At 63.8% G+C, this 21,783-nt stretch carries 17 protein-coding genes; 7 read left to right on the top strand and 10 right to left on the bottom strand.

The window, feature by feature from the left end:
• Positions 1–2 precede the first annotated feature (2 nt).
• The 5 genes from UB31_RS31220 to UB31_RS31240 are packed head-to-tail and all read right to left on the bottom strand — an operon-like array spanning position 3 to position 5,867.
• Positions 3–929, bottom strand: a complete 927-nt coding sequence (locus UB31_RS31220) for a 2-hydroxyacid dehydrogenase (protein WP_045013595.1) — start codon at positions 927–929, stop codon at positions 3–5.
• Positions 930–946: 17 nt separating this feature from the next.
• On the bottom strand, positions 947–2,275 hold the full coding sequence (locus tag UB31_RS31225) for an NAD(P)/FAD-dependent oxidoreductase (RefSeq protein ID WP_045013596.1): 1,329 nt from the start codon (positions 2,273–2,275) through the stop codon (positions 947–949).
• 43 nt (positions 2,276–2,318) lie between these two features.
• Positions 2,319–3,194, bottom strand: coding sequence for an ABC transporter permease (locus UB31_RS31230; protein WP_045013597.1), 876 nt, complete (start codon positions 3,192–3,194; stop codon positions 2,319–2,321).
• 3 nt (positions 3,195–3,197) lie between these two features.
• Positions 3,198–4,148, bottom strand: a complete 951-nt coding sequence (locus UB31_RS31235) for an ABC transporter permease (protein WP_045002143.1) — start codon at positions 4,146–4,148, stop codon at positions 3,198–3,200.
• Between the two features lie 27 nt (positions 4,149–4,175).
• A complete protein-coding gene (locus tag UB31_RS31240; RefSeq protein WP_045002142.1) occupies positions 4,176–5,867 on the bottom strand; it encodes a peptide ABC transporter substrate-binding protein in 1,692 nt (563 codons plus the stop codon).
• A gap of 215 nt (positions 5,868–6,082) precedes the next feature.
• On the opposite strand from UB31_RS31240, the gene UB31_RS31245 reads away from it, so the two are divergent.
• Complete coding sequence (locus UB31_RS31245; RefSeq protein WP_045002141.1) at positions 6,083–6,718, top strand: helix-turn-helix domain-containing protein; 636 nt, start codon at positions 6,083–6,085, stop codon at positions 6,716–6,718.
• Between the two features lie 135 nt (positions 6,719–6,853).
• Complete coding sequence (locus tag UB31_RS31250; protein ID WP_045013598.1) at positions 6,854–8,716, top strand: ATP-binding protein; 1,863 nt, start codon at positions 6,854–6,856, stop codon at positions 8,714–8,716.
• Positions 8,717–8,732: 16 nt separating this feature from the next.
• On the opposite strand, the gene UB31_RS31255 is transcribed toward UB31_RS31250, so the two are convergent.
• Positions 8,733–9,758, bottom strand: a complete 1,026-nt coding sequence (locus UB31_RS31255; protein ID WP_045002139.1) for an AraC family transcriptional regulator — start codon at positions 9,756–9,758, stop codon at positions 8,733–8,735.
• A gap of 185 nt (positions 9,759–9,943) precedes the next feature.
• Between UB31_RS31255 and UB31_RS31260 the strand changes: the two genes are divergently transcribed.
• Positions 9,944–10,393: a cupin domain-containing protein gene (locus UB31_RS31260; RefSeq protein WP_045013599.1), complete on the top strand. Its 450-nt coding sequence runs from the start codon at positions 9,944–9,946 to the stop codon at positions 10,391–10,393.
• Positions 10,394–10,492: 99 nt separating this feature from the next.
• A complete protein-coding gene (locus UB31_RS31265) occupies positions 10,493–11,983 on the top strand; it encodes a flavin-containing monooxygenase (protein WP_045013600.1) in 1,491 nt (496 codons plus the stop codon).
• A 7-nt stretch (positions 11,984–11,990) separates the two neighbouring features.
• Here the strand turns inward: UB31_RS31265 and UB31_RS31270 are convergent, their stop codons facing one another.
• On the bottom strand, positions 11,991–13,514 hold the full coding sequence (locus UB31_RS31270; protein WP_045013916.1) for a TadE/TadG family type IV pilus assembly protein: 1,524 nt from the start codon (positions 13,512–13,514) through the stop codon (positions 11,991–11,993).
• Between the two features lie 359 nt (positions 13,515–13,873).
• Here UB31_RS31270 and UB31_RS31275 point away from each other — a divergent pair, with 359 nt between their 5' ends.
• The gene (locus UB31_RS31275; protein ID WP_045002135.1) at positions 13,874–14,944 is read left to right on the top strand and encodes a hypothetical protein; all 1,071 of its coding nucleotides are present in this window, start codon (positions 13,874–13,876) and stop codon (positions 14,942–14,944) included.
• Between the two features lie 43 nt (positions 14,945–14,987).
• Here UB31_RS31275 and UB31_RS31280 read toward each other — a convergent pair whose 3' ends face one another.
• Positions 14,988–16,331: a cytochrome-c peroxidase gene (locus UB31_RS31280; protein ID WP_045013601.1), complete on the bottom strand. Its 1,344-nt coding sequence runs from the start codon at positions 16,329–16,331 to the stop codon at positions 14,988–14,990.
• Positions 16,332–16,347: 16 nt separating this feature from the next.
• Entirely contained in the window at positions 16,348–18,060 is a 1,713-nt protein-coding gene (locus UB31_RS31285) for an alkaline phosphatase family protein (protein WP_045013602.1), read from the bottom strand.
• Between the two features lie 271 nt (positions 18,061–18,331).
• Between UB31_RS31285 and UB31_RS31290 the strand changes: the two genes are divergently transcribed.
• On the top strand, positions 18,332–19,507 hold the full coding sequence (locus UB31_RS31290) for a YncE family protein (protein WP_045013603.1): 1,176 nt from the start codon (positions 18,332–18,334) through the stop codon (positions 19,505–19,507).
• A 37-nt stretch (positions 19,508–19,544) separates the two neighbouring features.
• Here the strand turns inward: UB31_RS31290 and UB31_RS31295 are convergent, their stop codons facing one another.
• Positions 19,545–20,351 carry a transporter substrate-binding domain-containing protein gene (locus UB31_RS31295; protein WP_045013604.1) on the bottom strand — a complete coding sequence of 269 codons (807 nt, stop codon included), beginning with the start codon at positions 20,349–20,351 and terminating at the stop codon, positions 19,545–19,547.
• A 223-nt stretch (positions 20,352–20,574) separates the two neighbouring features.
• On the opposite strand from UB31_RS31295, the gene UB31_RS31300 reads away from it, so the two are divergent.
• Positions 20,575–21,768 carry an efflux RND transporter periplasmic adaptor subunit gene (locus UB31_RS31300; protein ID WP_045013605.1) on the top strand — a complete coding sequence of 398 codons (1,194 nt, stop codon included), beginning with the start codon at positions 20,575–20,577 and terminating at the stop codon, positions 21,766–21,768.
• Positions 21,769–21,783 lie beyond the last annotated feature (15 nt).

Below are 21,783 nucleotides of genomic sequence, written 5' to 3' on the forward strand. Positions count from 1 at the left end.
CCCTAATAGCCGCGATCACGGTCGACGCGCCCCGGCAGATCCTCGCCGCGGCGGTGACGCGCGATGGTGTCGAGCACGTAGTCGACGGCCGTCTCCGGCTTCGTCGTGCTGGCGATATGCGGCGTCAGAAGAATGCGCGGATGGCCCCAGAACGGATGGCCCGCAGGCAGCGGCTCGGGTTCGGCGACATCGAGAACGGCCGCCGACAGCACGCCGCTGTCGAGCGCCGCGATCAGGTCGGCCTCGACCAGATGTCCGCCCCGCCCGACATTGAGCAGCCGCGCGCCATGCGGCAAACGCGCGAACAGGCCGGCGTTGAGGATGCCGCGCGTCTCTGGTGTGAGCGGCAGCAGGCAGACCAGAATGTCGGTCTGCGCGAGGAAATCCGGCAGCGCGTCCGCGCCCGCATAGCAGGTGACGCCTTCGATGCTGCGCGGCGAGCGATTCCAGCCGAGCAGCGGAAAGCCGAACGATTTGAGTCGCTCGAGCACGGCCTGTCCGAGCAGACCGAGCCCCATCACCCCGACGCGCCGCTCCCCGGTGTGCGTGACCGCGAGTTCGCGCCAGACCTGCTCCCGCTGCTGGGCGATGAACTGGACGAGATCGCGATGCAGCGCCAGCACGGACATGCAGGCATATTCGACCATGCGCTCGGTGATGCCCGGCTCCAACATGCGGACGAGCGGAACATGAGGCGGAAGCTTGGTGATATCGAACTGGTCGACGCCCGCACCGACCGAAAAGACCAGCTCGAGATTGGGGAACGTCACCGCGATGTCGTCCGGCGGCTGCCAGGCCACCAGATAGCGCACCGCCAAGGGATCACCGAGATCGGGCCAGAGCCGGAACGGCAGGTCGGGCGCACGCTCCGCGAAGAGCCGCGCCCATTCAGCGCCGCGAACCAGATTGGCCTTGTAGAGGACTGTCATCTCGCGAACCGCCGCTTCTAGAACGGGCTGACCGGCGCGAGCCGGCGGCCGTCGATCATGCGCTTGTGGCTATAGGCCGCCGGGTCGACCAGCGGCGTCGAGCCGGTCACGATGTCGGCGGCGAGCTTGCCCGCCGCAGGGCCAATGCCAAAGCCGTGGCCGGAGAAGCCGGTCGCGAGGAAGAAGCCGGGCAAGGCGTCGACCGGCGAGATCACCGGAATGGTATCCGGCGTGCAGTCGATCGTACCGCCCCAGGCCTCGGCGATCTCGATGTCCTTCAATTCAGGATTCGACTTGATCAGCGAAGCGAGTGCCGGATTGACCAGCGACATGTCCGGCGCGGGATCGCGTACGCGCTCGGTCTCGAATGGCGACGGCTTGTCAAAGCCCCAGCTCGTGCCGCGCATGAGCTGGTCGAAGAACGACTTGCCGAACGACATCTTCAGACCATTGCGACGATGCAGATAGGTCGGCCAGAAGGTCCAGGCGTAACGGAACAGATCGGGCGACAGCTCTACCGTACCGCGGTTGCGTAGCGCCAGCGTAAAACCACCGTCGAGGCGGCGGCGGATACAGTAGAAATCGGTGCCGAGTGCGCCGGATGTGATCTCGGGTCCCGGCGTGGTCCGGCATGCGGTGGCGTTGACGAGACCGATCGGCAGCTCGATGCCGTGGCGGCGGCAGAACAGCGACGACCACGCCCCGCCCGACAGCAGCACGGATTGCGTTTGAATGGTCCCCTTCTCGGTGACGACCGCACTGACGCGCCCGCCTTGCGTCTCGAGCCCACGCGCAGCGCAGCCCTGGTGAATAGTGACGCCGTGTTTTCGCGCGGCGGTCGCAAGCGCCGGCACGGCCATCGACGGCTCGGCGCGCCCATCGCTCGGCGTGTGCAGGCCGCCGACCCATGTCTCGGCATTGCCGGGCAGGCGCTCGGCGATCTCGGCCGGCGTCAGGACCGTGGAGTGAACCTGCTGCTCGCGCGCCATCGCCGCCCAGCGCTCCCAGCCGGCGAGTTCGTCCTTGCTCTTGGTCAGGAACAATACGCCGGTGCGGCGGAAGCCGGCATCGACGCCGGCGTCGTTCTGCATGTCGTCCCACAGCCGCAGCGCCTCGCGGGCAAGCGGGAGCTCCTCTCGCGCACGGCCCTGCTGGCGGCACCAGCCCCAGTTGCGGCTCGACTGCTCGCCGCCGACATGCCCCTTCTCGACCAGCGCGACGGAGAGACCCTTTTTCGCCAGATGATAGGCCGCGGAGACGCCGATGACACCGCCGCCGATGACGACGACGTCCGCCTGCGCCGGCAGGCGTTCGTCGCTGTTTATACGGTTGAGCGGCGGGGACATCGGACACTCCTGGTATTCAGTTCAATCGAAGCAAGTTTGTCGATCATGGGATGTTCATCCGCGGATCGAGCGCGTCGCGCAGGCCGTCGCCGAGGAAGTTGAAGCTCGTCACGGCAAGCGTGATCGCGAGGCCCGGCGCAATCGCAAGCCAGGGCGCGCTGGTGAGATAGATCTGCGCGTTGTTGAGCATGTTGCCCCAGCTCGCGGCCGGCGGCTGGATGCCGTAGCCGAGATAGCTGACATAGGATTCGAGCAGGATTGCCTGGGCAACGTTCAGCGTTGCCGCCACCACGATCGGCGCAATCGCGTTGGGCACCAGCTCGCGGAACATGATCCGCAGGTTCGACGAACCGAACGCGAGAGCTGCGACCGCGAATTCGCGCTCGCGCAGTGAACGGACCTGGGCCTCGACGATGCGGGCGACGCTCATCCATGCGGTCGCCGCAATCAGCACGGTGGTGGTGACGGGGCCGGGCTCGGTGAGCGCGGCGAGTGCAAGCAGGAGAAAGATCGTCGGAAAACACAGCACGGCATCAACGAGCCGCATCAGCACCGCGCCGACCACGCCGCCATAGAACCCGGCGAAGGCGCCGACCACGATGCCTACCGCCATCGCCATCACCATCGCGACGATACCGACCGAGAGCGACACGCGTCCGCCCATCATCAAGCGCGCCAGCACGTCGCGGCCGAGTTCGTCCGTGCCGAGGATATGCGCGCCCGCAAACGGCGGCGCGAACCGCTTCATGATGTCGATATAGGTGTCGTCGAACGGCAGCAGATACGGGCCGAACGCCGAACCGAGGACAAGGACCAGGATGATCACGGCACCCGCGAGTGCGAGCCGGTGCCGCCGGAATCGACGCCACGCCGCCTGGCCGGGCGCGGGCTGGTCCGTGGAGAGGGCCGCAATCGTCATCGGCTAGCCCACCCGGATGCGCGGATCGACGACGGCATAGAAGATGTCGGCCAGCAGCGAGCCGATCAACACCATGATCGCCGAGAACATTAGAATGCCCATCACCACGGGATAGTCGCGATAGCCGATCGAATCGAGGAACAGCCGGCCCATGCCCGGCCAGGTGAACACGGTCTCGGCCACCAGCGCGCCGCCAAGCAGCGTCGGAAACTGGAGGCCCGCCACCGTGATCATCGGCAGCAGCGCGTTGCGCAGAGCGTGCACGGTGAGGATGCGCCATTCCGGCATGCCCTTGGCCCGCGCGGTGCGGATGTAGTCCTGGTTGATCACCTCGAGCATCGAGGAGCGCATGAAACGGCCCCACATCGCGGTCTCGACCAGCGCCAGCACCAGCGCCGGCGCAATCAGATGATGCAGCAGGTCGAGCAGCGAGCCGTCGCCGACGGTTTCGCGGTTACCGGCCGGCAGCCAGCCGAGCTTCACCGAGAACACGTAGATGGTGACGAGGCCGAACCAGAAGGTCGGGATCGACAGCGCGACCATGGCGCCGACGGTTGCCAGCGTATCGAACAACGAATAGCGGCGTAGCGCGCCGAGTATGCCGATCCAGCAGCCGAGCAGGACTGCGATGATGGTCGCCGTCGCCATCAGCTCCAGCGTGGCGCCGAGATGCGACGAGATCACGGTCAGCACCGGCTCGCCATCGCGGTAGGAGCGGCCCCAATCGCCCTTGAGCATGCGGCCGAACCAGTCGAGATACTGGATCGGCAGCGGGCGATCGAGCCCGAGCTGTTTGGTGACGCGGTCGAGATCCTCCTGCGTCATCTGCGCGGAGGCCGCGAATTGCGAGAGCGGACCGCCTGGCGCCAGATGCAGGATGGCAAAGCCGATCGCGGAGACGATCACCAGCAGCATGATCGCCTGCGCCAGGCGATTGGCGACGTAACGGGCCATCTCAGGCGATCCCGCGGACCGGATGCATCAGGCCCAATACCACTCGCGGATGTTCCAGCAATTGATCGACATGTTGATGTTGGGGCGGAAACCCTGGAGCCCCTCCTTCACGCCTTCGGCGATGAAGCCCTGGAACAGCGGCAGGATGGCGAGGTCGTTGCGGACGAGCTTTTGCAGATCGCCATAGGTGGTCTTGCGCTGCGCGAGATCGAACTGCTTGGCGCCTTCGGCAAGCAGCCGGTCGGCTTCCGCGCTCTGATATTGATAGGTGTTGTAGCCGCGGCCGCCCTTGGCGGGAATGGCGCCGGAGCCGAAGCGCGGCGTCACATCGGGGTCGCTGCCAAGCATGAAATTCACCCCCACGATCACCGAGTTGAACTTCGACTGCTGCCAGAAGTCGCCCCAGATCACCGCCGCCGGCATGTTGTTGACGCGCATCGTCGCACCGATCGCGCGCCAGTCCTGGATCAGGAGTTGCTGGGTCTGCTCGCGCACGGCGTTGCCTGATGTCGTCGAATTGGTGAATTCGAGCTTGACGCCGCCCTTCTCGCGCACGCCGCCTGCGCCGCGAACCCATCCCGCGGCATCGAGCAGCGCATTGGCTTTTGCGGGATCAAATTTATGTTGCGGCAGGCCCTGCTGGAACGACCAGGCCTGCTGTGGCACAAAACTCTCGGTCTGCGTCGGCAGGCCATAATTCAGCGCATCGATGATCGCCTGCTTGTTGATCGCGAGATACAGCGCCTCGCGTACAGTGCGGTCGGTGAAGGGACCGAAGTCCAGGTTGGGTGCGATGTGCTCCACCGAAGACGTCGAGGAGACCACGATCTTGCGGCCCTTCAGCGTCTTCGCCTCCTGCACGAAGTTCGGCAGGATGCCTGCGAGGCCTGTGTAATCGACCTGACCAGTGCGGAACTGGGTGTAGAGAACGGTGAGGTCCGGGATGTATTTGAAGACCACCCGTTCGACGTAAGGCCCCTTGCCGTGGTAGCCGACATGGGCATTCAACAGGATGTGGTCGCCGGGCACGCGCTCGCCCCAGCGGAACGGTCCTGTCCCTACGGGCGCGTTGTGGAATGGCGACGAATTCGGATCCGACGCCTTCTCCAGGATATGTTTGGGCACGATGAAGGTCAGCGATCCCAGAATCGACATGTAAGGCGAATAGGCAGCCTCCATCCGCCAATGGATCTCGTCGGGCGCGACGACCTTGATGTCCTTCACCAGGTTATGGCCGACACGACTACGCGCACGGAAGTCCGGATTGTTGTTCAACTCGAGGGTGAACTTCACGTCGTCGGCCGTGAACGGCGTACCGTCGTGCCATTTCACGTCGCTGCGCAGCTTGATCTTCCATGTCAGGCCGTCGGCCGACAGGCCGCCATTCTCGATGGTCGGGACTTCGCGCGCGAGGTCGGGAATGAACTTGCCGTCGGGATCGATGAACCAGAGCGGCGAGAACACCTGCCACCAGACGCCCTGATCGACCTCGATGCCGGGCATCAGCGGATGGAAGACCGTCGGCTCCTGCGACAGCGCCGCAATCACCTGCCCGCGCGGCTTGTCCGGCGGATTGGAGGGGCGTTCAGTCTGGGCGAAGGCGTTGCCTGCAAGGCTCCATCCCGCCGCGGCGCCCGCCCCGAGCTGGACAAACTGACGGCGATTCGGAATGCCGAGTTGCAGTGCCCCAACGCCGAGCTTGCCGGTGTCGTCTGCCATGACCACTCTCCGTTGTCGCACGCGGCACCGTCTCCCGCGCCCCCAAAACCCCGGCAAGGGGACAGGAGTGGGCTTTAGTGCTTCTAAATTTTTCTACCAAAAGTTCATCACGACTAAATACAGCTGTCAATCGGATTGCTAGGATGCGCGACGTTTTCACTCTGACTGAGCGCCGCCGGCCATTCCGGCGGCGAGGCAATGCATGGGAGAGCGACATGGATGGTCGCGGCGACACGAGCGGTCCGAAGGACGCTCCGACGATCGACAGCGACGAGGCGAGCGACCAGCGCCTCGGCGAGACCGTGCGGCTGCTGCGTCAGCGTGCCGGTCTCTCGATCCAGGACGTCGCCAACAAGACCGGCCTCTCCAACGGCATGATCAGCCAGCTCGAACGCGCGCGCGCCATGCCGTCGATCCGCACGCTACGCCTGCTCAGCATCGCGCTCGAAGTGCCCATCTCCTATTTCTTCGAGACCAGCGATCCAGCCGCCGACGTGCAGCGCTACATCGTGCGCAAGAACAACCGGCGCCTGCTGCGGCTCACAGCCAGCGGCGTCGTCAAGGAAGCGCTGACGCCGGAAGGCACGGGCCAGCTCGAGCTCTATGACCTCACGCTCAATCCCGGCGCCTCGTCCGGCACCGATTTCTTGCAGCACACCGGCGAGAAGGCCGGCTACATCCTGTCCGGAAGCCTGCGGCTGTGGCTCGACAACCAGGCCCATCTGTTAGAGGCCGGCGACAGTTTCCGCTTTCCGAGCATCGTACCGCACATGTTCGACAACCCGACCCAGCAGGCGGCGCGCGTGATCTGGGTCACAACACTGCAACAGACTGATTCGCCCGCAGGTTGAAGCGCCCCGCCGCCGTCCGGCAGCGCCCGAAATTGTCCCTCGACGGAGCGGCACGGAATCGGTAGCTCACATGAAGCCGGACTCCTCGGCAGGGCGGCCGGGGCAATCCGCGGCTGACGTGTTTGGTATGAGACCATGAAACCCAGGGGGCTTCTGACACTCGCGATGGCCGCGCAAGTCGTCGTGACCGCTGTGGCTCTCGTCGCCTCCTATGCTGTCGCCAGCGGGTTTGGCATCGCCCAGCTCGTTGCCCTGCTGGCGAGCGCCGCTGTTGCGGTGCTGCTCGCACGGCTCTGCGCACGCTCGATCGAGCTATCGCAGGACAAGGGCATCGCCATGCAGCTGGCCGAGCAGGCGCAGACGCGCGCGGACAGCGCACAGATGACGCAAGCCGTCATCAAGACCGCGCTCGATGCCTTCGTTCAGACCGACGAAACCGGAATTGTGCTGGAGTGGAGCCTTCAGGCCGAAGCCCTGACCGGATGGTCGCGGCAGGAGGCCATCGGCGCCGATGTCGTCGACCTCCTGATCGCCGAGCCGCTCCGCGCGGGCTTTCGGCAACGCATGATGCGGCTCTTGCCGGAATTGTCGGACACCCCGATCGGCATCCGCTTCGAAGCAAGCCTGCGGCACCGGAACGGCGACGAGATCCTGATCGAGGCGTCGAGCGCGGTGCTCCGCCTCGGCAGCCGCACCATGATCAACAACTTCGTCAAGGACGTGACGCAAAAGCGCGCCGCCGAGGAGCAGTTGATCCAGTCCCAGAAGATGGACGCGATCGGCCAGCTCACCGGCGGCATCGCGCATGAATTCAACAACATGCTCACGGTGATCACGGGCACGATCGAGATCCTTGCCGACGCCGTGAAGGACGACCCGCCGCTCGCAACCATCACCAAGCTGATCAGCGAGGCGGCCGACCGCGGCGCCGCGCTGACATCGAGCCTGCTCTCCTTTGCGCGAAAGCAGGCGCTGCTGCCGGCCGAGATCGACGTCAACGAACTGCTCGAAGAGCTCGCAAAGCTGCTGCTGGCGACCTTCGACAAGAAGATCGAGATCGTGACGAAGCTCGACGGCAAGATCTGGCTCGCCTTCGCCGACCGCGGACAGCTCAGCTCGGCGCTACTCAACCTCGCCATCAACGCCCGCGATGCGATGTCCGATGGTGGCAAGCTCACGCTGACGACACGCAACGTCGTGTTCGGCGTCCGCGAAGCCGTCGCGGTCGGCGCCGGCTATGCCGGCGACTATGTCGAGATCGAGATCGCTGATAATGGCACGGGCATGCCGCAAGCCATTGTCGAGCGGATCTTCGATCCGTTCTTCTCGACCAAGGAGGTCGGCAAGGGCACGGGGCTCGGGCTCAGCATGGTGTTCGGCTTCGTCAAGCAGTCCGGCGGCGGCATCAAGGTCAGCTCCGCGGAAGGCCGCGGCACGACATTCATGATCTACCTGCCCAAGGCCGAGAGCAGCACGCTTCGCCCGACCGGTTATGACCAACGCAAGGTCGTGGGCGGGACGGAAACCATCCTTTGCGTCGAGGACGACCGCGACGTCCGTCAATATGTCACCGTCCAGCTCAAGAGCCTCGGCTACAAGGTCCTCCCCGCCGCCAACGCGACCGAAGCGCTCGCCATCGCGGCCGAAGGGACACCGTTCGACCTGCTCTTCACTGACATCGTGATGGCCGGCGGCATCAACGGGCGCGAGCTCGCCGAGCAAATGGTGGCAGCGCGCCCCTCCCTGCGTGTCCTCTTCACATCGGGCTATGCCTATGACTCGCCGCACGCGCAGAGCCGCGCCACAGCGGGCGCGCCGCTTCTGACCAAGCCCTACCGCAAGGCTGAGCTTGCGCGCATGCTGCGCCGCTCTCTCGACACCGCCGTCGATTCCGTCGGCGATCCGATCCCGACGCCCTATTCGGTGCAGGCCGAGGCCGAGGGCTTCCTGCGCAAGCAGTCGTCGGACGACAGCGCTGCGACACGATCGCGAAAATAAGCGGCTCCCTGCGCCTCTAGCTCACCCGCCGCCTCAGCGTCGCCGACGGCGTCTCGCCGAATTTTTCGCGATAGGCGCCGGCCATGCGGCCGAGATGGGTGAAGCCGAGATCGAAGGCAATGTCGGTGATGGAGGCGCCGGGCGCGGCGTGCAAGAGCCGTGCGTGAAGATGCGCCAGGCGAATGTCGAGCAGCATTTCCGAGATCGACAGGCCAAAGTGACGGCGGAAACCGAGTTGCAGCGCGCGGATGCCGATGCCGGAGGCACAGGCGAGTTGATCGAGATCGAGCGGCTCGATGGCGTTGGCTTCGAGACAATCCCGCGCGGCGCGCAGTGCGCGCGGCAGCCGTTCCGCTCTGCCGGAAAAGGTCGTGATTGCATCTGACAGGTCGTGCCGCTGGCCGTTGAGGAGATGATCGAGCAGCGTCTCGCGCCAATCGGCGACGGCTACTGCCGGGAGCCTGCCCGCGGGGCCAAGACGTTCGGCAAGCGTCATCAACTCATCGAGTCCTGCGCACAGGCTGCGCGCGGCCGGCGCGTTGAGATCGATGGCCGAATCGAATTCGACCGCACCTGCGGACTTGCCGGAGAGCGCCGCGGCGCGCTGCTCCACCATGCGGCGGTCGAGCAGCAGGATGAGCTGGGCGCAGTCGTGCCAGACCATCCGGGTCGGCACTGTCGGCGAGAGCAGTGACGCCACCGCTCCGGGCGACGTTGCGAAATCCTGGCTGCCGGCACGAATTTTCGTCGATCCCCTCAGTGGAATCTGCACCAGGAAAAAGCTCTCCAGGCAGCCTGGATCGATCGTGACCGAGCCGCCATAGGCGACGTAGTTGATGGAAAAGCCGTCAAAGGTGGCGCAATTGTGCCTCGCGTAAAAGCCGGCGGCCCTGGCCCGAAGCGGCTGCAAATCATGTGGGCAGAAGATGCGGCCGATCTGCTCCGCCGCCTCGTCGACGTCGCCTGTCGAGACGCGGGCGAAGTCCGCAAGCCTGATGGCCTGGGAACGGTTCGCGCTCATCTCCAGCTCGGCTGCAGACATCGTCGACCACGCTTCGCGTTGCGGAATTATTTTAAACCTATAATAGTTTCCGGTCCCCCGAAAGAGCCCAGTCGCAAAAACGTCGTGCCGCACCGCACCGGACGTGTCCGGATTCGTTTGGCGGATAGACAGCGCCCGGCCGCTATCCGATGCTCCCTCAGCCGGGATCCATATGGAGGCGAGCCATGACTGCACTCGAAAAGGGCATTACCGCGAACGGTACGGGCTATGACGGCAAGAGCTGGAATATTCTGGGCCAGGTCTATTTCCCAAAAGCCGTCACCGACTCCACCTTCGCGTTCGAGACCAACAGCGAGCCCGGCCAGTTCGTGCCGGTGCACATTCATCCGACCCAGGACGAATTCATCCTGGTGCAGGAAGGCACGCTCGACCTCAAGCTCGACGGCAAATGGGTCAAGGCCCATGCCGGCGACCTCGTGCGCCTGCCGCGCGGCATCCCGCACGGCTATTTCAACAAATCCGACAAACCGGCACGCGCGCTGTTCTGGGTCTCGCCGATGCAGAAGCTGGAAGCGTTGTTCAACCAGCTCCACAATCTGGCCGACCCCGCCGAAGTCGTGCGCATCTCGGCCCTGCACGAGGTCGACTTCCTGCCGCCCGAAGCCAACGATTAGACGGCCGGCCTCCTCGTCCATTTCAGCTGCTTGCGGTCGCGCGTTGCGGCCGAATGCGGCCGCTTGCGCCCAAAGACAACCTCGATTGCGAGCAGTCCCATGGTCAGCCCAAAGCATGTCTGCGTGATTGGCGCTGGCGTCTCCGGCCTTGCCGCCGCAAAGGCATTCGCCACCCGCGGTCACCTCGTCACCATCGTCGAACGCAGTACCGATCTCGGCGGCGTCTGGGAGCCGGCACGCTCCTATCCGGAGGTGCAGACCCAGAGCCCCAAGGATCTCTACCGCTACACCGACCGCGCCATGCCGGAGGCCTATCCGGAATGGCCGACCGGGCCGCAAGTCCATGCCTATCTCACCGACTACGCGAGGGACTTTGGCCTTGACCGCATGCTGCGTCTCGGCACCAGCGTCGCGGGCATGGAGCGCCGCACCGACGGCAAGCCGGGCTGGTTGCTCACGCTTTCCGACAACAGCGGCGCGACCTCGAAGGAGGATTTCGACTTCGTCGCGGTCTGCACGGGCCAGTTTAATGAGCCGCGGGGACTGGATTGTGCCGGCCAAGACGATTTCCTGGCGCAGGGCGGACAGATCCTGCATTCGTCGAAATACAACGACCCTGCGCTGGCGAAGGGCCGCCGCGTCGTCGTGCTCGGCGGATCGAAATCGGCAACCGACATCGCGGTGAATGCGGTGAAATCGGGCGCACGCGAGGTGACAATCGTGATGCGCGAGCGGATCTGGCGCATCCCGTATTTCATCGGCGGGCTCGTGAACTTCAAGCGCATCCTCTACATCCGCGCCCAGGAGGACATGTTTCCGGGCTGGGGTGCGAGCGCGATTGCACGGCTGGCCCATCGCATCGCCGCGCCCCTCGTCTGGGCCAACTGGCGCGGGCTCGAAAGCCTTTTGAAGGTGCAGCTCAAGCTGAAGCGATGCAACATGGTGCCCAAGGAGCGGATCGAGGACGGCGTCAACTGCTCGGTGCCGATCGCAACGCCCGGCTTCTATCCGATGGTGGCCGACGGCCGCATCAAGGCGGTGTTCGGCAGCTTCGATCACTATGAAGGCAACAGCATCGTCATGAGCGGCGGCGAGCGCATAGCGGCCGACGTCGCCGTGCTCGCGATCGGCTATAAACTCGGCGTGCCCTTCCTGCCGGGGGCGTATCAGGCAAAGCTGGTCGATGCGGACGGGCAGTACCGGCTCTATCGCCTGATCGCTAATCCCGATCTGCCGGAGCTGGGCTTCGTCGGCTTCAACTCGTCGTTCTGCACCGTGCTCTGCGCCGATCTCGCCGCCAACTGGCTGGTCCGCTACGCCGATGGCCAGCTCGCTCGCCAGCCAACGACACAACAGATGCGCGACAGCATCGAGATGATGCTGCACTTCAAGCGCGTCGAACGGCCGGCCGCGAGTGTCTATGGCGGCCTGTGCATCGCGCCGTATCACTACCGCCATTTCGACGAGCTGATGGCTGACATCGGCGCCAAGGAACAGAAGCGCGGCGGGCTCGCTGGGCGCTTCCTGCCGCCGGATGCGGATGCCTATGCGAAGTTCCTGGCTTCGGCGCCGGAGTACCGGGCGGCGTGAAGCCACCCTAGTTGGTGATGCGGGCTTCGTTGACCGCGTGATTGAACATCGCGTTTAATGCGGCCGTGATGTCGGCTGGCGTGTTCGCGGTGTAGAAGAAGCCCGGCGAGGCGCAGTTTTGCAGGCTCGTCGGAATATTCGGGATGTTCCAGTTGGCGTAATCGTCCTCATCGCCAGCGAAGGACGTGTTGACGGGGTCGATCTTCTGGTAGGGAATGTAAAGTACCGAAATGATGATGCCGCGCTTCTTCAGCGGCGTGCACGACGTGGTCGGATCGATCGTCGTAGCGTGGTTGCTGCCGGACCAGGAGCCGTTGGGAACGCCTTTGACCTGCGGATCCTGTGCGCCGTCGGTCACGAGGAAGACGTAGGGTAATGTGTTGGTCGACGCGCTGCCGTCGCCGACGCTCTTGATCAGGTCGTTCACGTTCGACAGCGCCGTATCGATATGCGTGCCGCCCGAGCCGAGATCCGTGCTCATATTGGTATCGAGCAGGGTCGCCAGATTCGCAGCCGCATAGTTGATGGTCGAAGGATTGGTCGTCGAACCGTTGATGCTGCTGGTCAGGCCATAATACGCATAGGCATACCGGATGAAGGGATAGAGACCGATCCGGAACTGGTTCGCCACCTTCTCGGTATTGTTCGCCGTGACGAACAGCTGGTTGACCGCAGAGCCGACGGCATCCAGACGCAACTGAATGCAGGAATCGGTCCCGTCAGTCGGACAGTTCGCCACCGTCGTGAGATTCGAGTAGAGCGAATTCGGCAGGCCTGAGACGATCGAAGACGGCAACTCCACCTTCATGGGATTGCTGTTCTTCTTGGTGAGGAGCCCCTTGTATCCACTCTGACTGACGCGCGAGATGGCATAGCCGAGACAGTAATTGTTGGTGGGATAACCCTGCGTTCCGGAGTCTGTGCAGGCGCTGTTCTGGGGCGAGAAATGGCACGCGAGCGTGCAACCCGTCGGATATTGCTGATAGTTGTCGGGGTTGATCGACTGCATGCGCTGCGCTTCCTTGGTGGTCGACGGCAGACCCATCGAGCCAGAGACGTCCAGCGTCAGATAGAAATCGAGATACAGCGGCAAGGTCGTGGTCGATGACGAGCTACCGGTCACGTTCAGGCTCTTGTAACCGAGCAGCTGCATGAAGGTGACCGGCACATTCGCACTGAACTGCACATTCGACGTCAGCTTGTTTCCGGTCTTGGTGACGGTGCTCGTCACACCCAGATTGGTGTAGCTGTTGGCGAATGTCGCAGCATTTCCGCTGAAGATGTTGTTCGCCTCCGTCACACCGGCGGAAACCGAACCGTTCGACGTCATAGCCATCGCGGCGATGTAGCCGGCCGAGTTGATCGAGATCGAGGCGACGCTGGCCGAATCCGACGAGCTTTGCAGCTTGGCTTTGATGCGCGTCGCCATGCTGTAGTCGATGGCACATCCAATCGTCGCGATGATCGGCACGAGCGCGATCGCGAAAGTGACGGCGATATTGGCATCGGTGTCGCGCTTCAATCGCGACATGAGCCGTCCAAGACGGCCGATCGTTTCGAGAATTGCCACTGCCAAGCCCCGCCCGACTGTTCGTATTGAAATGACTGAGATGAATTGCAAAAAGGTGAGACGAAGCTGATGCCAGAACCAACGCGCGGTAGCACTGATGATAAATTTCGCGCCGGAAGACTCGAATCGTCCTTGATGCGATGGTGCATTGTGCTGATGCGAAGCTACTGAAACGTAAAGGCGTTTTGTCAGCCTCCGGTCAGCCTCAGCCGAAAAACCCGTTGTTCTACGGAGATATGAAGCTCTCCTTCCTCGACCGACACCGCGCGGATGCTTACGATCTGCGCAGCTGCCGAATCGATAGGCCCTGGGAGCCCGCGATGCGACCAAGACGTCACGCCGCCGCTGTGATGGCGGCGCTTGCCCTGCTCCTCACAACGCCCGCTTTGGGACAGAGCGCGCTCACGGCGAAGCAATCCGACGCGGTTGCCGCCTACGATCGCGCGCTCGGCGATTTCAAATCGATCCTTGCCGAGCGGCGCAGCCAGATCGAGGCGAAGCAGCCGCTGCCGAACCTGCCGGGCCAGGCGCTCTATCTTGCGCGCGTCGCGGTGATCAGTGCTTACAAGGATCTCACCGACGCCATGCCGTCGCGGATCGGAAAGCCCAACAAGTTCGAAATTCCCCCGGCCTATTTCGATGCCGAGATCGAGCCGCTGGTCGACGAATATGCGAGGCTGTTCGAGATCATGGAGGCGCCGCCCGCAGACGCGCAAGCCTCCGCGACGCCGTTCAAGGACGTCGTCGATCTTGCCGCAGCGATTGCGCGTGCCAAGGGGCTCGCGCCGGTGCACGCCGACGCGGCGGGCCGGATCAGCCTGGGGCTGTTCTACGCGGAGACCAACGGCAAGCAGAACGTCCGCAACGGGCGCTCGAACACCTATATGGGCAGCTTCCAGACCGGCCCGTCCGAAGACCGCAACGGCCACAGGAAGTGGGAGGCCATCAAGCCGACGATTGCAGCCACCGATCCCGGGCTGAATGCGCGCGACGACAAGGAAGAGGCGCGGGCCCGCGGCACCGATCACCGCTTCAATCACTGGACCAACGTGCGCGACGGCCTGATGAACGCGCATGCGGAGCTGTTTGCCGAGATCCCCGCGATCGTGAAGACACTGCCGGATCCGATCGACCAGATGAAGCTGTTCGAGCTAATCCAGATCATCCCCACCCCGACGCGGTCCGCGCTCAAATCGGGCGACCTGCTCGGCTACAGGGTGTCCAATCCCACCATCATGAAACATCTGCGCAACAACAGCATCTTCGCCTTCGGACAGGCCGACAGGGCGCGAACATCAGCCAGCTTCCGCGAAATTCTCGGCGCGATGTGGCTGTTCAAGCGGAAATTCGAGAAGGCGATGGCGAAATACGCGGAGATCAAGCCGCGCTGAGAGAGAACCGCGTGCTGGCCGCGTGGCACGCGGGCAGGACGAGCTAGTTCTCCAGCTTGTAGCCATCCGTCAGCGTCTTCAGGAAGGCAATGATGTCGGCCTCGTCCCGCTCCGTCATCGCCGGCTTGTCGCCGAGGTGACGATCGAACGGCGGATCGGTGACATCGACATTGGCATGATATTTTTGCGGCAGGTCGTCGTATTTCTGCACCGCGCCGTCGGCGGCATGCGGAAAGACCTTGTCCGGGTTGATGTCGCGGAAATTGTAGAAGTCCATCACCTGCTCGAGGGTGCTGAAGGCGCCGTTGTGGAAGAAGGCGTGACGCGTCGCGGTATTGCGCAGCGTCGGCGTCAGGAACATGCCGCAATATTGCGTCTGCTCGGCGACGTCGGTGCGATGCGGGCCGCAGACGCCGAGATCGAAATAGTTCGGATCGCGATTGTTCGTGAGCGCGGCGTTGCGCGGCGCGCCGAGCGCCTCGTACTGATGGTCGGTGAACAGCGGCGGCAGGCCGTCGCGGGTCGGCGCCGAAGTGTGGCAGCCGGCGCAGTTCGCCTTGTCAGGATCGTTGAACAATTGCAGGCCGCGCAATTCGCTCTCGGAGAGCCGCGCCTTGCCCTCAAGCCAGTAATCGTACTTGCTGCTGTAGGGATGGAAGCTCGCCTCTTCGACCTGATAGCGCGCCACGGCAAACATCGCTTCCGCGATCAATAGCCGCTGATTTTTCAGGACGCCGGCGCCGAACAGCTCCACGAAGCGCTGGGCGTAGGGCGCATGATGTAGCTTGTCCACGACGATCTCGGCGCTGCCGCCGTCCATCTCGTTGGGATCGAGCAGCGGGAACAGCGCCTGGTCCTGAAGTGTGTCGGCGCGACCGTCCCAGAACAGGCCGCCCTGCGGCACGATGTTCGCCGACGCGCCCGTGCCGCCCGCGGTCTTGGTCGTACGTGCGGCCTGCTGGCCGAGCGCGGCCATCTGCGCGAGGTCGATGATATTGTCGTCGTCGCCCTTGTCGGGGCCGATGCTGAAATTCGGTTGGCGCTCCAGATAGGTCAGCGACGGAACGGCACGCGCGCCCTGCCGCGACAGGGTGGCGCCGCCGAGCATGACCGGCCCGTCATTGGGCGGGCCGTAGGCATGGTCCGGGCTGTGACAGGACGCGCAGGACAGCGCGCCGGACGAGGACAGCGACGCATCGAAAAAGATCGCCTTGCCGAGCTGCGCCATCGCCGAGAGCGGCGCGACCGGCGGGCGATAGAGATGAACCGGGTTCGGATTGAGGCCAGACGGGGTCGCCTCGGCCAGTCCTCGCGTCTCGACCGCAAAGACAGCGCCGGCCAGCGAGAGCAGGCCGGCGCCGAGGAGCCACAAAGTGCGGCTGTGCATATGACGTCCTGTAGAACTAGTGGTGGTGGTGCTCGTCCGGCGGGCTGACGATGACCGTGCCGACGGTCGGATCGAGGAACAGCGCGTCAGTGCGGAAGTCGTGGCGATGGTCCTGATCGAAGTCGAACAGATCCATGATCGATCCGGTCGAGGCATCGAACGAACCGCCGCCCAGGCGCTGGCCGCGCAGCCAATTGTCCTCGATGAAGCGAATCACCGAAGCCTGGGTCGAGTAGGTGTGGCTGACGTAGTTCGTCCTGGCATAGGGCGAGATCACGATCAGAGGAACGCGCGTGCCCGGACCGCAGCGGCCATTCACCGGCTTGCCGCTGAGGCCCTTCGGCGCCGGCTGCTTCTGCGGACCGAGGCCGCAGACGCCGGGGCCGTTGACCTGATCGGCGGTCGGATCGTAGGAGGCGCTCTTCGGCGCAAGGTACTGGTGGTCGTACCATCCGTCGGAGTCGTCATAGGTGATGATGACGGCGGTCTCGCGCCACTCCGGCTGCTTCTGGAGGAAGTTGATCAGCTCGACATTGCCGGCCTGCTCGTCGAGCGGATCGGAGTTGCCGGGATGACCGTCCTGGAAGGCCGGCATCTTGACGTAGGAGACGGCCGGGAAATTGCCGGCCTTAATCGCGGCATAGAGGTCTTCGAGATCGTAGGCGTGGTTGGCAGGATCGACCTTGCCATTGAAGTCATGAGTGTGGCCGATCGCATTGACCGAGCTCGGCCGCGCGTGGGTCGGGTTGGCGGTCGACTTGTAGTACTGGAACCAGGCGTGGTGCGGAATATAGTCCGCGATGGTGCCGTTGACGTTGCCTGAGAAGGTGCTGCGACCGCAACCGGTGGTGCCGTTCGCGTTCTTGAGCGTGGTGTCGAAGCCGCCCATGAAGCTGCCCCAGCTGATGTGCTCGTCGTTGAGCAGATCGCCGATGTTCTTGCTGGTCATCAGCACGGTGCTGGTCGTGCTCGAGCAGGAATCATAGGCCGGGTCGGTGTCGCCGATCAGCGTCAGGCCGCCCTGGCCGTCGGCGATCGACGATGAGGTGCCGACGATGTTCTGCGCACCGTTGGTCTGGCCGGAAACCACCGAGAGCGCGCCCTGAGTCGACGGACCGAAGGTGTCGGTCCAGTTGTTGTCGCTCATGGCGAAGTGCTGGGCGTAGTTCCAGAACGCCGTGACGGTGTTGCCGTCGAAATAGCCCAACACCTGACCGTTGGTGCCGAACGCACCGGCGCCGCCGGCGGTACCGCGGCCGGTGAATTTCGGGAACAGGTCTTCTTTGCCGTTGTCGACGGCCTGCTGCTCGGGTGTGTAGGCGTGGTTCTGCGACTTTGTGTTGGCCTGTGTGCGGTCGAGCCGGAACGGATCGGCCGCGCCGGTGCCGTTGGCCGGGTTGTTGTTCGGGTTGTTCACCAGCAGATTGGCGTTGGCGAGGTTGTTGACCTTCGGCGTATGCGGCTTCGGCACGAATGGGATCGCGCCCGACGGATTGCCTGCATTGGGATAGGTCGCGAAGTAATGATCGAACGAGCGGTTCTCGTTGAAGATGACCACGAGATGCTTGATCGGCGTCTCGGTGTGGACCTCATGCGGATGGTGATCATGATCGCGATCGTGGTCATGATCCCGGTCCCGGCCGAAATCGTCTGCGAGAACCGGCATGGCGCACGCAAGTGCAGTCGCGGCCGCGAAAATCGCAGCCGTCGTCAAAAATTTGGATTTCATCTCTGTTTTGCCCCGAAGGAGTGACGCCGCGACCCTAGCGATCACATTTGACAGAGCTGTGTCAGTTTGACGCAAGAGACACTTTGCGCGGCTGTTCGGACAGAAATTTTTACGAACGGGCTTTGCCGGGGGCTGTTGCGCATCATCCCCGCCAGGGCCGCGTCATGCGCATTTATTCCGTGTGCCAATGCAAAAATGATCGCCGGGGAGTTATTGCGAAATCTGTTCGGTTGCATTTAGCTTCGCCAAACAAAAACTTACGGGGGAAAACATGAAAACCGTTCTTCGCACCCGCACATGCCGTGCCGCATCAGCCTTGCTGGCAACCTCCTTGGCCGGCCTGGCCAATTTCGCCGCACATGCCGAGATCGTCGTCACCGCCAATGACGGCAAGATGGCGCTGGAGAACGGCAATGCCGTGGTGCGCAAGCAGCCGCTGCCGGACACGGTCAGCGTCATCGATTTCACCGACGGCACGCTGAAGGTGCTCGCCGAGATACCGGCCCCCGCCAGCGTCGTCGGCCCGCCGCCAAGCGTCGCGGTCGCCCCCGATGGCGCGTTTGCGCTGGTCACGGGCGCCATGAAGGTCGATCCGGCGGATGCGACCAAGACGATGCCCGACGACAAGCTCTCCGTCATCGACCTGAAATCGTCTCCGCCCAAGGTACTCGCGACCTTGCAGGCCGGGGCGGGTGCGGCTGGCGTCTCGATCAACCGTTCAGCGACGCTGGCGCTGGTTGCCAACCGGAGTGAAGGCACGGTCTCGGTCTTCACGATCAGTGGCAACAATTTGACGCCGGCGGGCAAGATCCAGCTCGGCGATGCCAAATCCGGCCCCAGTCACGCCGTGTTCTCGCGCGATGGAGCGACCGCGCTGGTCACCCGCGACGGAGACAGCCGGATCTCGCTGCTGACGGTGGATGGGAGCAAGGTCGAGTACGCCAAGCGCGACCTCTATTCGGGCGTGCGCCCCTACGACATCGATCTCACCGCGAACGCCACCGCCATCGTCGGCAATGTCGGCGCCAGCGGCGGTGACACCGACACGATCAGCCTGATCGACATGACAGCGAAGCCGATCCGCGTCGTCAACACAGTGAGCGTCGGGCAGACGCCTGAGGGCGTGAAGATGTCCCCGGACGGCAACTACGTTGCCGTCACCGTCATGAACGGCTCGAACAAACCGTCGGCCTCGCCGTTCTTCAACGATTTCGGCCTGCTGAAGATCTACAAGATCTCGGGGACCGAGCTCGCGCCGGTGGCGGAAGCAAAGATCGGCCATTGGTGCCAGGGCATGGCGTGGTCGAAGGACTCCAGATATCTCCTGACCCAATGCATGGTCGAGAGCGAGCTCATCGCGTTCTCGTTCGACGGAAAGACGCTGAACAAGACGGCCACGCTCAAGATGCAGGTGAGCCCGGCAGGCATCGGAACCGCGGAGCCATAGGGCCCGGACGCGGCGCAGCCACCCTGCGCCGCGCGCCCTACTCTGTACGGATCGGCGAGTCCTTCAGCCCATTATTGTCATAGGCCTTGCGCAACGTTCCGTTCGTCACCGCCTCGTTCATGAATTTTGCGACGAAGGCAAGTGACTCCTGATGGCCAAGCGGCACGGCGACCGCTGTGACAGTCTTCTTGAACGTTTCGTCCAGCACCCGCGTGCCCGGAAGCTTCTGCGCCAGCTTGTTGAGCTGGTCGCGCGACAGCGCGAAGGCGTCGACCTCGCCGTTCTTCAGCAGGCCGAAGATCTCATCATAGGTCTGGTAGCCCGTGACATGCGCGTTCTTCAGATGCGCGACGGCACCGCGCATGGTGGTGGTGGCGTTGACGGCCGCGACCTTGATGCCGGGTTGGTCGAGCGTGGCAAAATTGGTGACGTTCGAACCGGCCTTGACGATGTAGGTGGCGTCCGCGACCTCGTAGATCGGGCCAAACATCATCTTGGTCTCGCGCTCGGGATCCTTGGGCAGCCAGGTGACGTCCCAAGCACCTTTTTCAAGAGTGCCTTTCGATGCGGCGTCGGTGATCTGTCCGGAATTCTGGTGCACGACATATTCGACGGGAACGCCGAGCTGGGCAGCCATCTCCCTGCCGAGATCGACCGGCACGCCGGCATAACCGGCTTCGGTCTTGGTCGACCAGAACGCACCGCCCGCCTGGCTGATCGCGATCGCGACCCGCAGCTTGCCGGTCGGCGCGATTTCGTCCTTCAAACCATCGGCTAAAGCGGGCATGGCGAGCACTGCTGCGAGAACGAGGCCGGCGCAGGCCGACCGGAGTGGCGTTGGCATGTCATGTTCTCCTCACGTTTCTTCTTGTTGCCTTCGTCATTCCGCCGGCCTCGTGCCCGTCGCACGGGCCTTTGACGCAATTCTGGTCGATCATGCGCGCGATGAAAAGCGATTTGTCACGACAAATCTGTCAAGGCTGGTGACTGCCATGGCTATGGTGTTCCACGGCCGGTTATTTGTTGCTAGCCTGTTGCACCGACAGACAGCAATCGGAGGCCATCGAATGACCTGCGCCAATCTCGCCCGTCCCGCACATCATAATGGAGCGTGGAGACAGATCGGGCGGGCGCTGGCCGCCGTGGCGACCGTCGCCGTCCTCGCCGGCTGCGAGGACAAGAACACTTTCGTGGCGCCGCCGCCGTCCAAGGTCGATGTCGCCACGCCGATCCAACGCCCGGTGACGCGTTATGTCGAGGCCACCGGCAACACCGCGCCGATCAAGAGCGTCGATCTCGTAGCGCGCGTGCAAGGCTTCCTGCAATCGATCGACTACACGGACGGCACCTTCGTCAAGCAGGGCACCCAGCTGTTCACGATCGAGCCCGAGACCTACAAGCTCAAGCTCGACCAGGCGCAGGCGGCCGAAGCCGGCGCGCAGGCTTCGCTCAAACAGGCTGAAGCCGATTTCAAGCGGCAGGTCGATCTTGTTCAGCGGCAGGCCGTGTCGCAGGCGACCCTGGACACCTCGACGTCGACCCGCGACAACGCCCAGGCCAATCTCCAGCAGGCGCAGGCCAACACAAGGATTGCCGAGCTCAACTACAGTTACACCAAGGTGAGCGCGCCGTTCGACGGCATCGTCAGCGCGCACTTGGTTTCGATCGGCGAGCTCGTCGGCGTTTCCTCCCCGACCCAGCTCGCGACCATCGTCGCGATGGACCCGATCTGGGTGAACTTCACCGTCAACGAACAGGACGTGCTGCGGATCCGGGCAGAAGCGCAACGTCGCGGACTGACGTCGGCGGACCTCAAGCAGTTCCCGATTCAAGTCGGCCTCCAGACCGAGACCGGCTATCCGCATGAAGGCCACCTCGATTACGTTGCACCGACCCTCAACCAATCGACCGGGACGCTCGCGGTGCGCGGCCTTGTCGCCAATGACAAGCGGGTGCTGCTGCCCGGCTATTTCGTCCGGGTCCGCGTGCCGTTCGACCAGGACAAGAACGCCCTGCTCGTTCCCGACACCGCGCTCGGCAGCGACCAGGGCGGCCGCTATCTGCTGGTGGCCAACAAGGACAATGTGGTCGAGCAGCGCAAGGTGCAGATCGGCGCCGCGGACAACGGCCTGCGCATGATCGAAGGCGGCCTGAAGCCGGACGACCGCGTCGTGATCGCGGGCCTGCTGCGCGTAATCCCGGGCCAGAAGATCGACCCGCAACTGACGAAGATCGAGCAGCCTCAGGCGTCTGCCAAGTGAACTGCGAAGTGAGGG

The organism is Bradyrhizobium sp. LTSP849 (genome assembly GCF_000938255.1).
Taxonomy (GTDB): domain Bacteria; phylum Pseudomonadota; class Alphaproteobacteria; order Rhizobiales; family Xanthobacteraceae; genus Bradyrhizobium.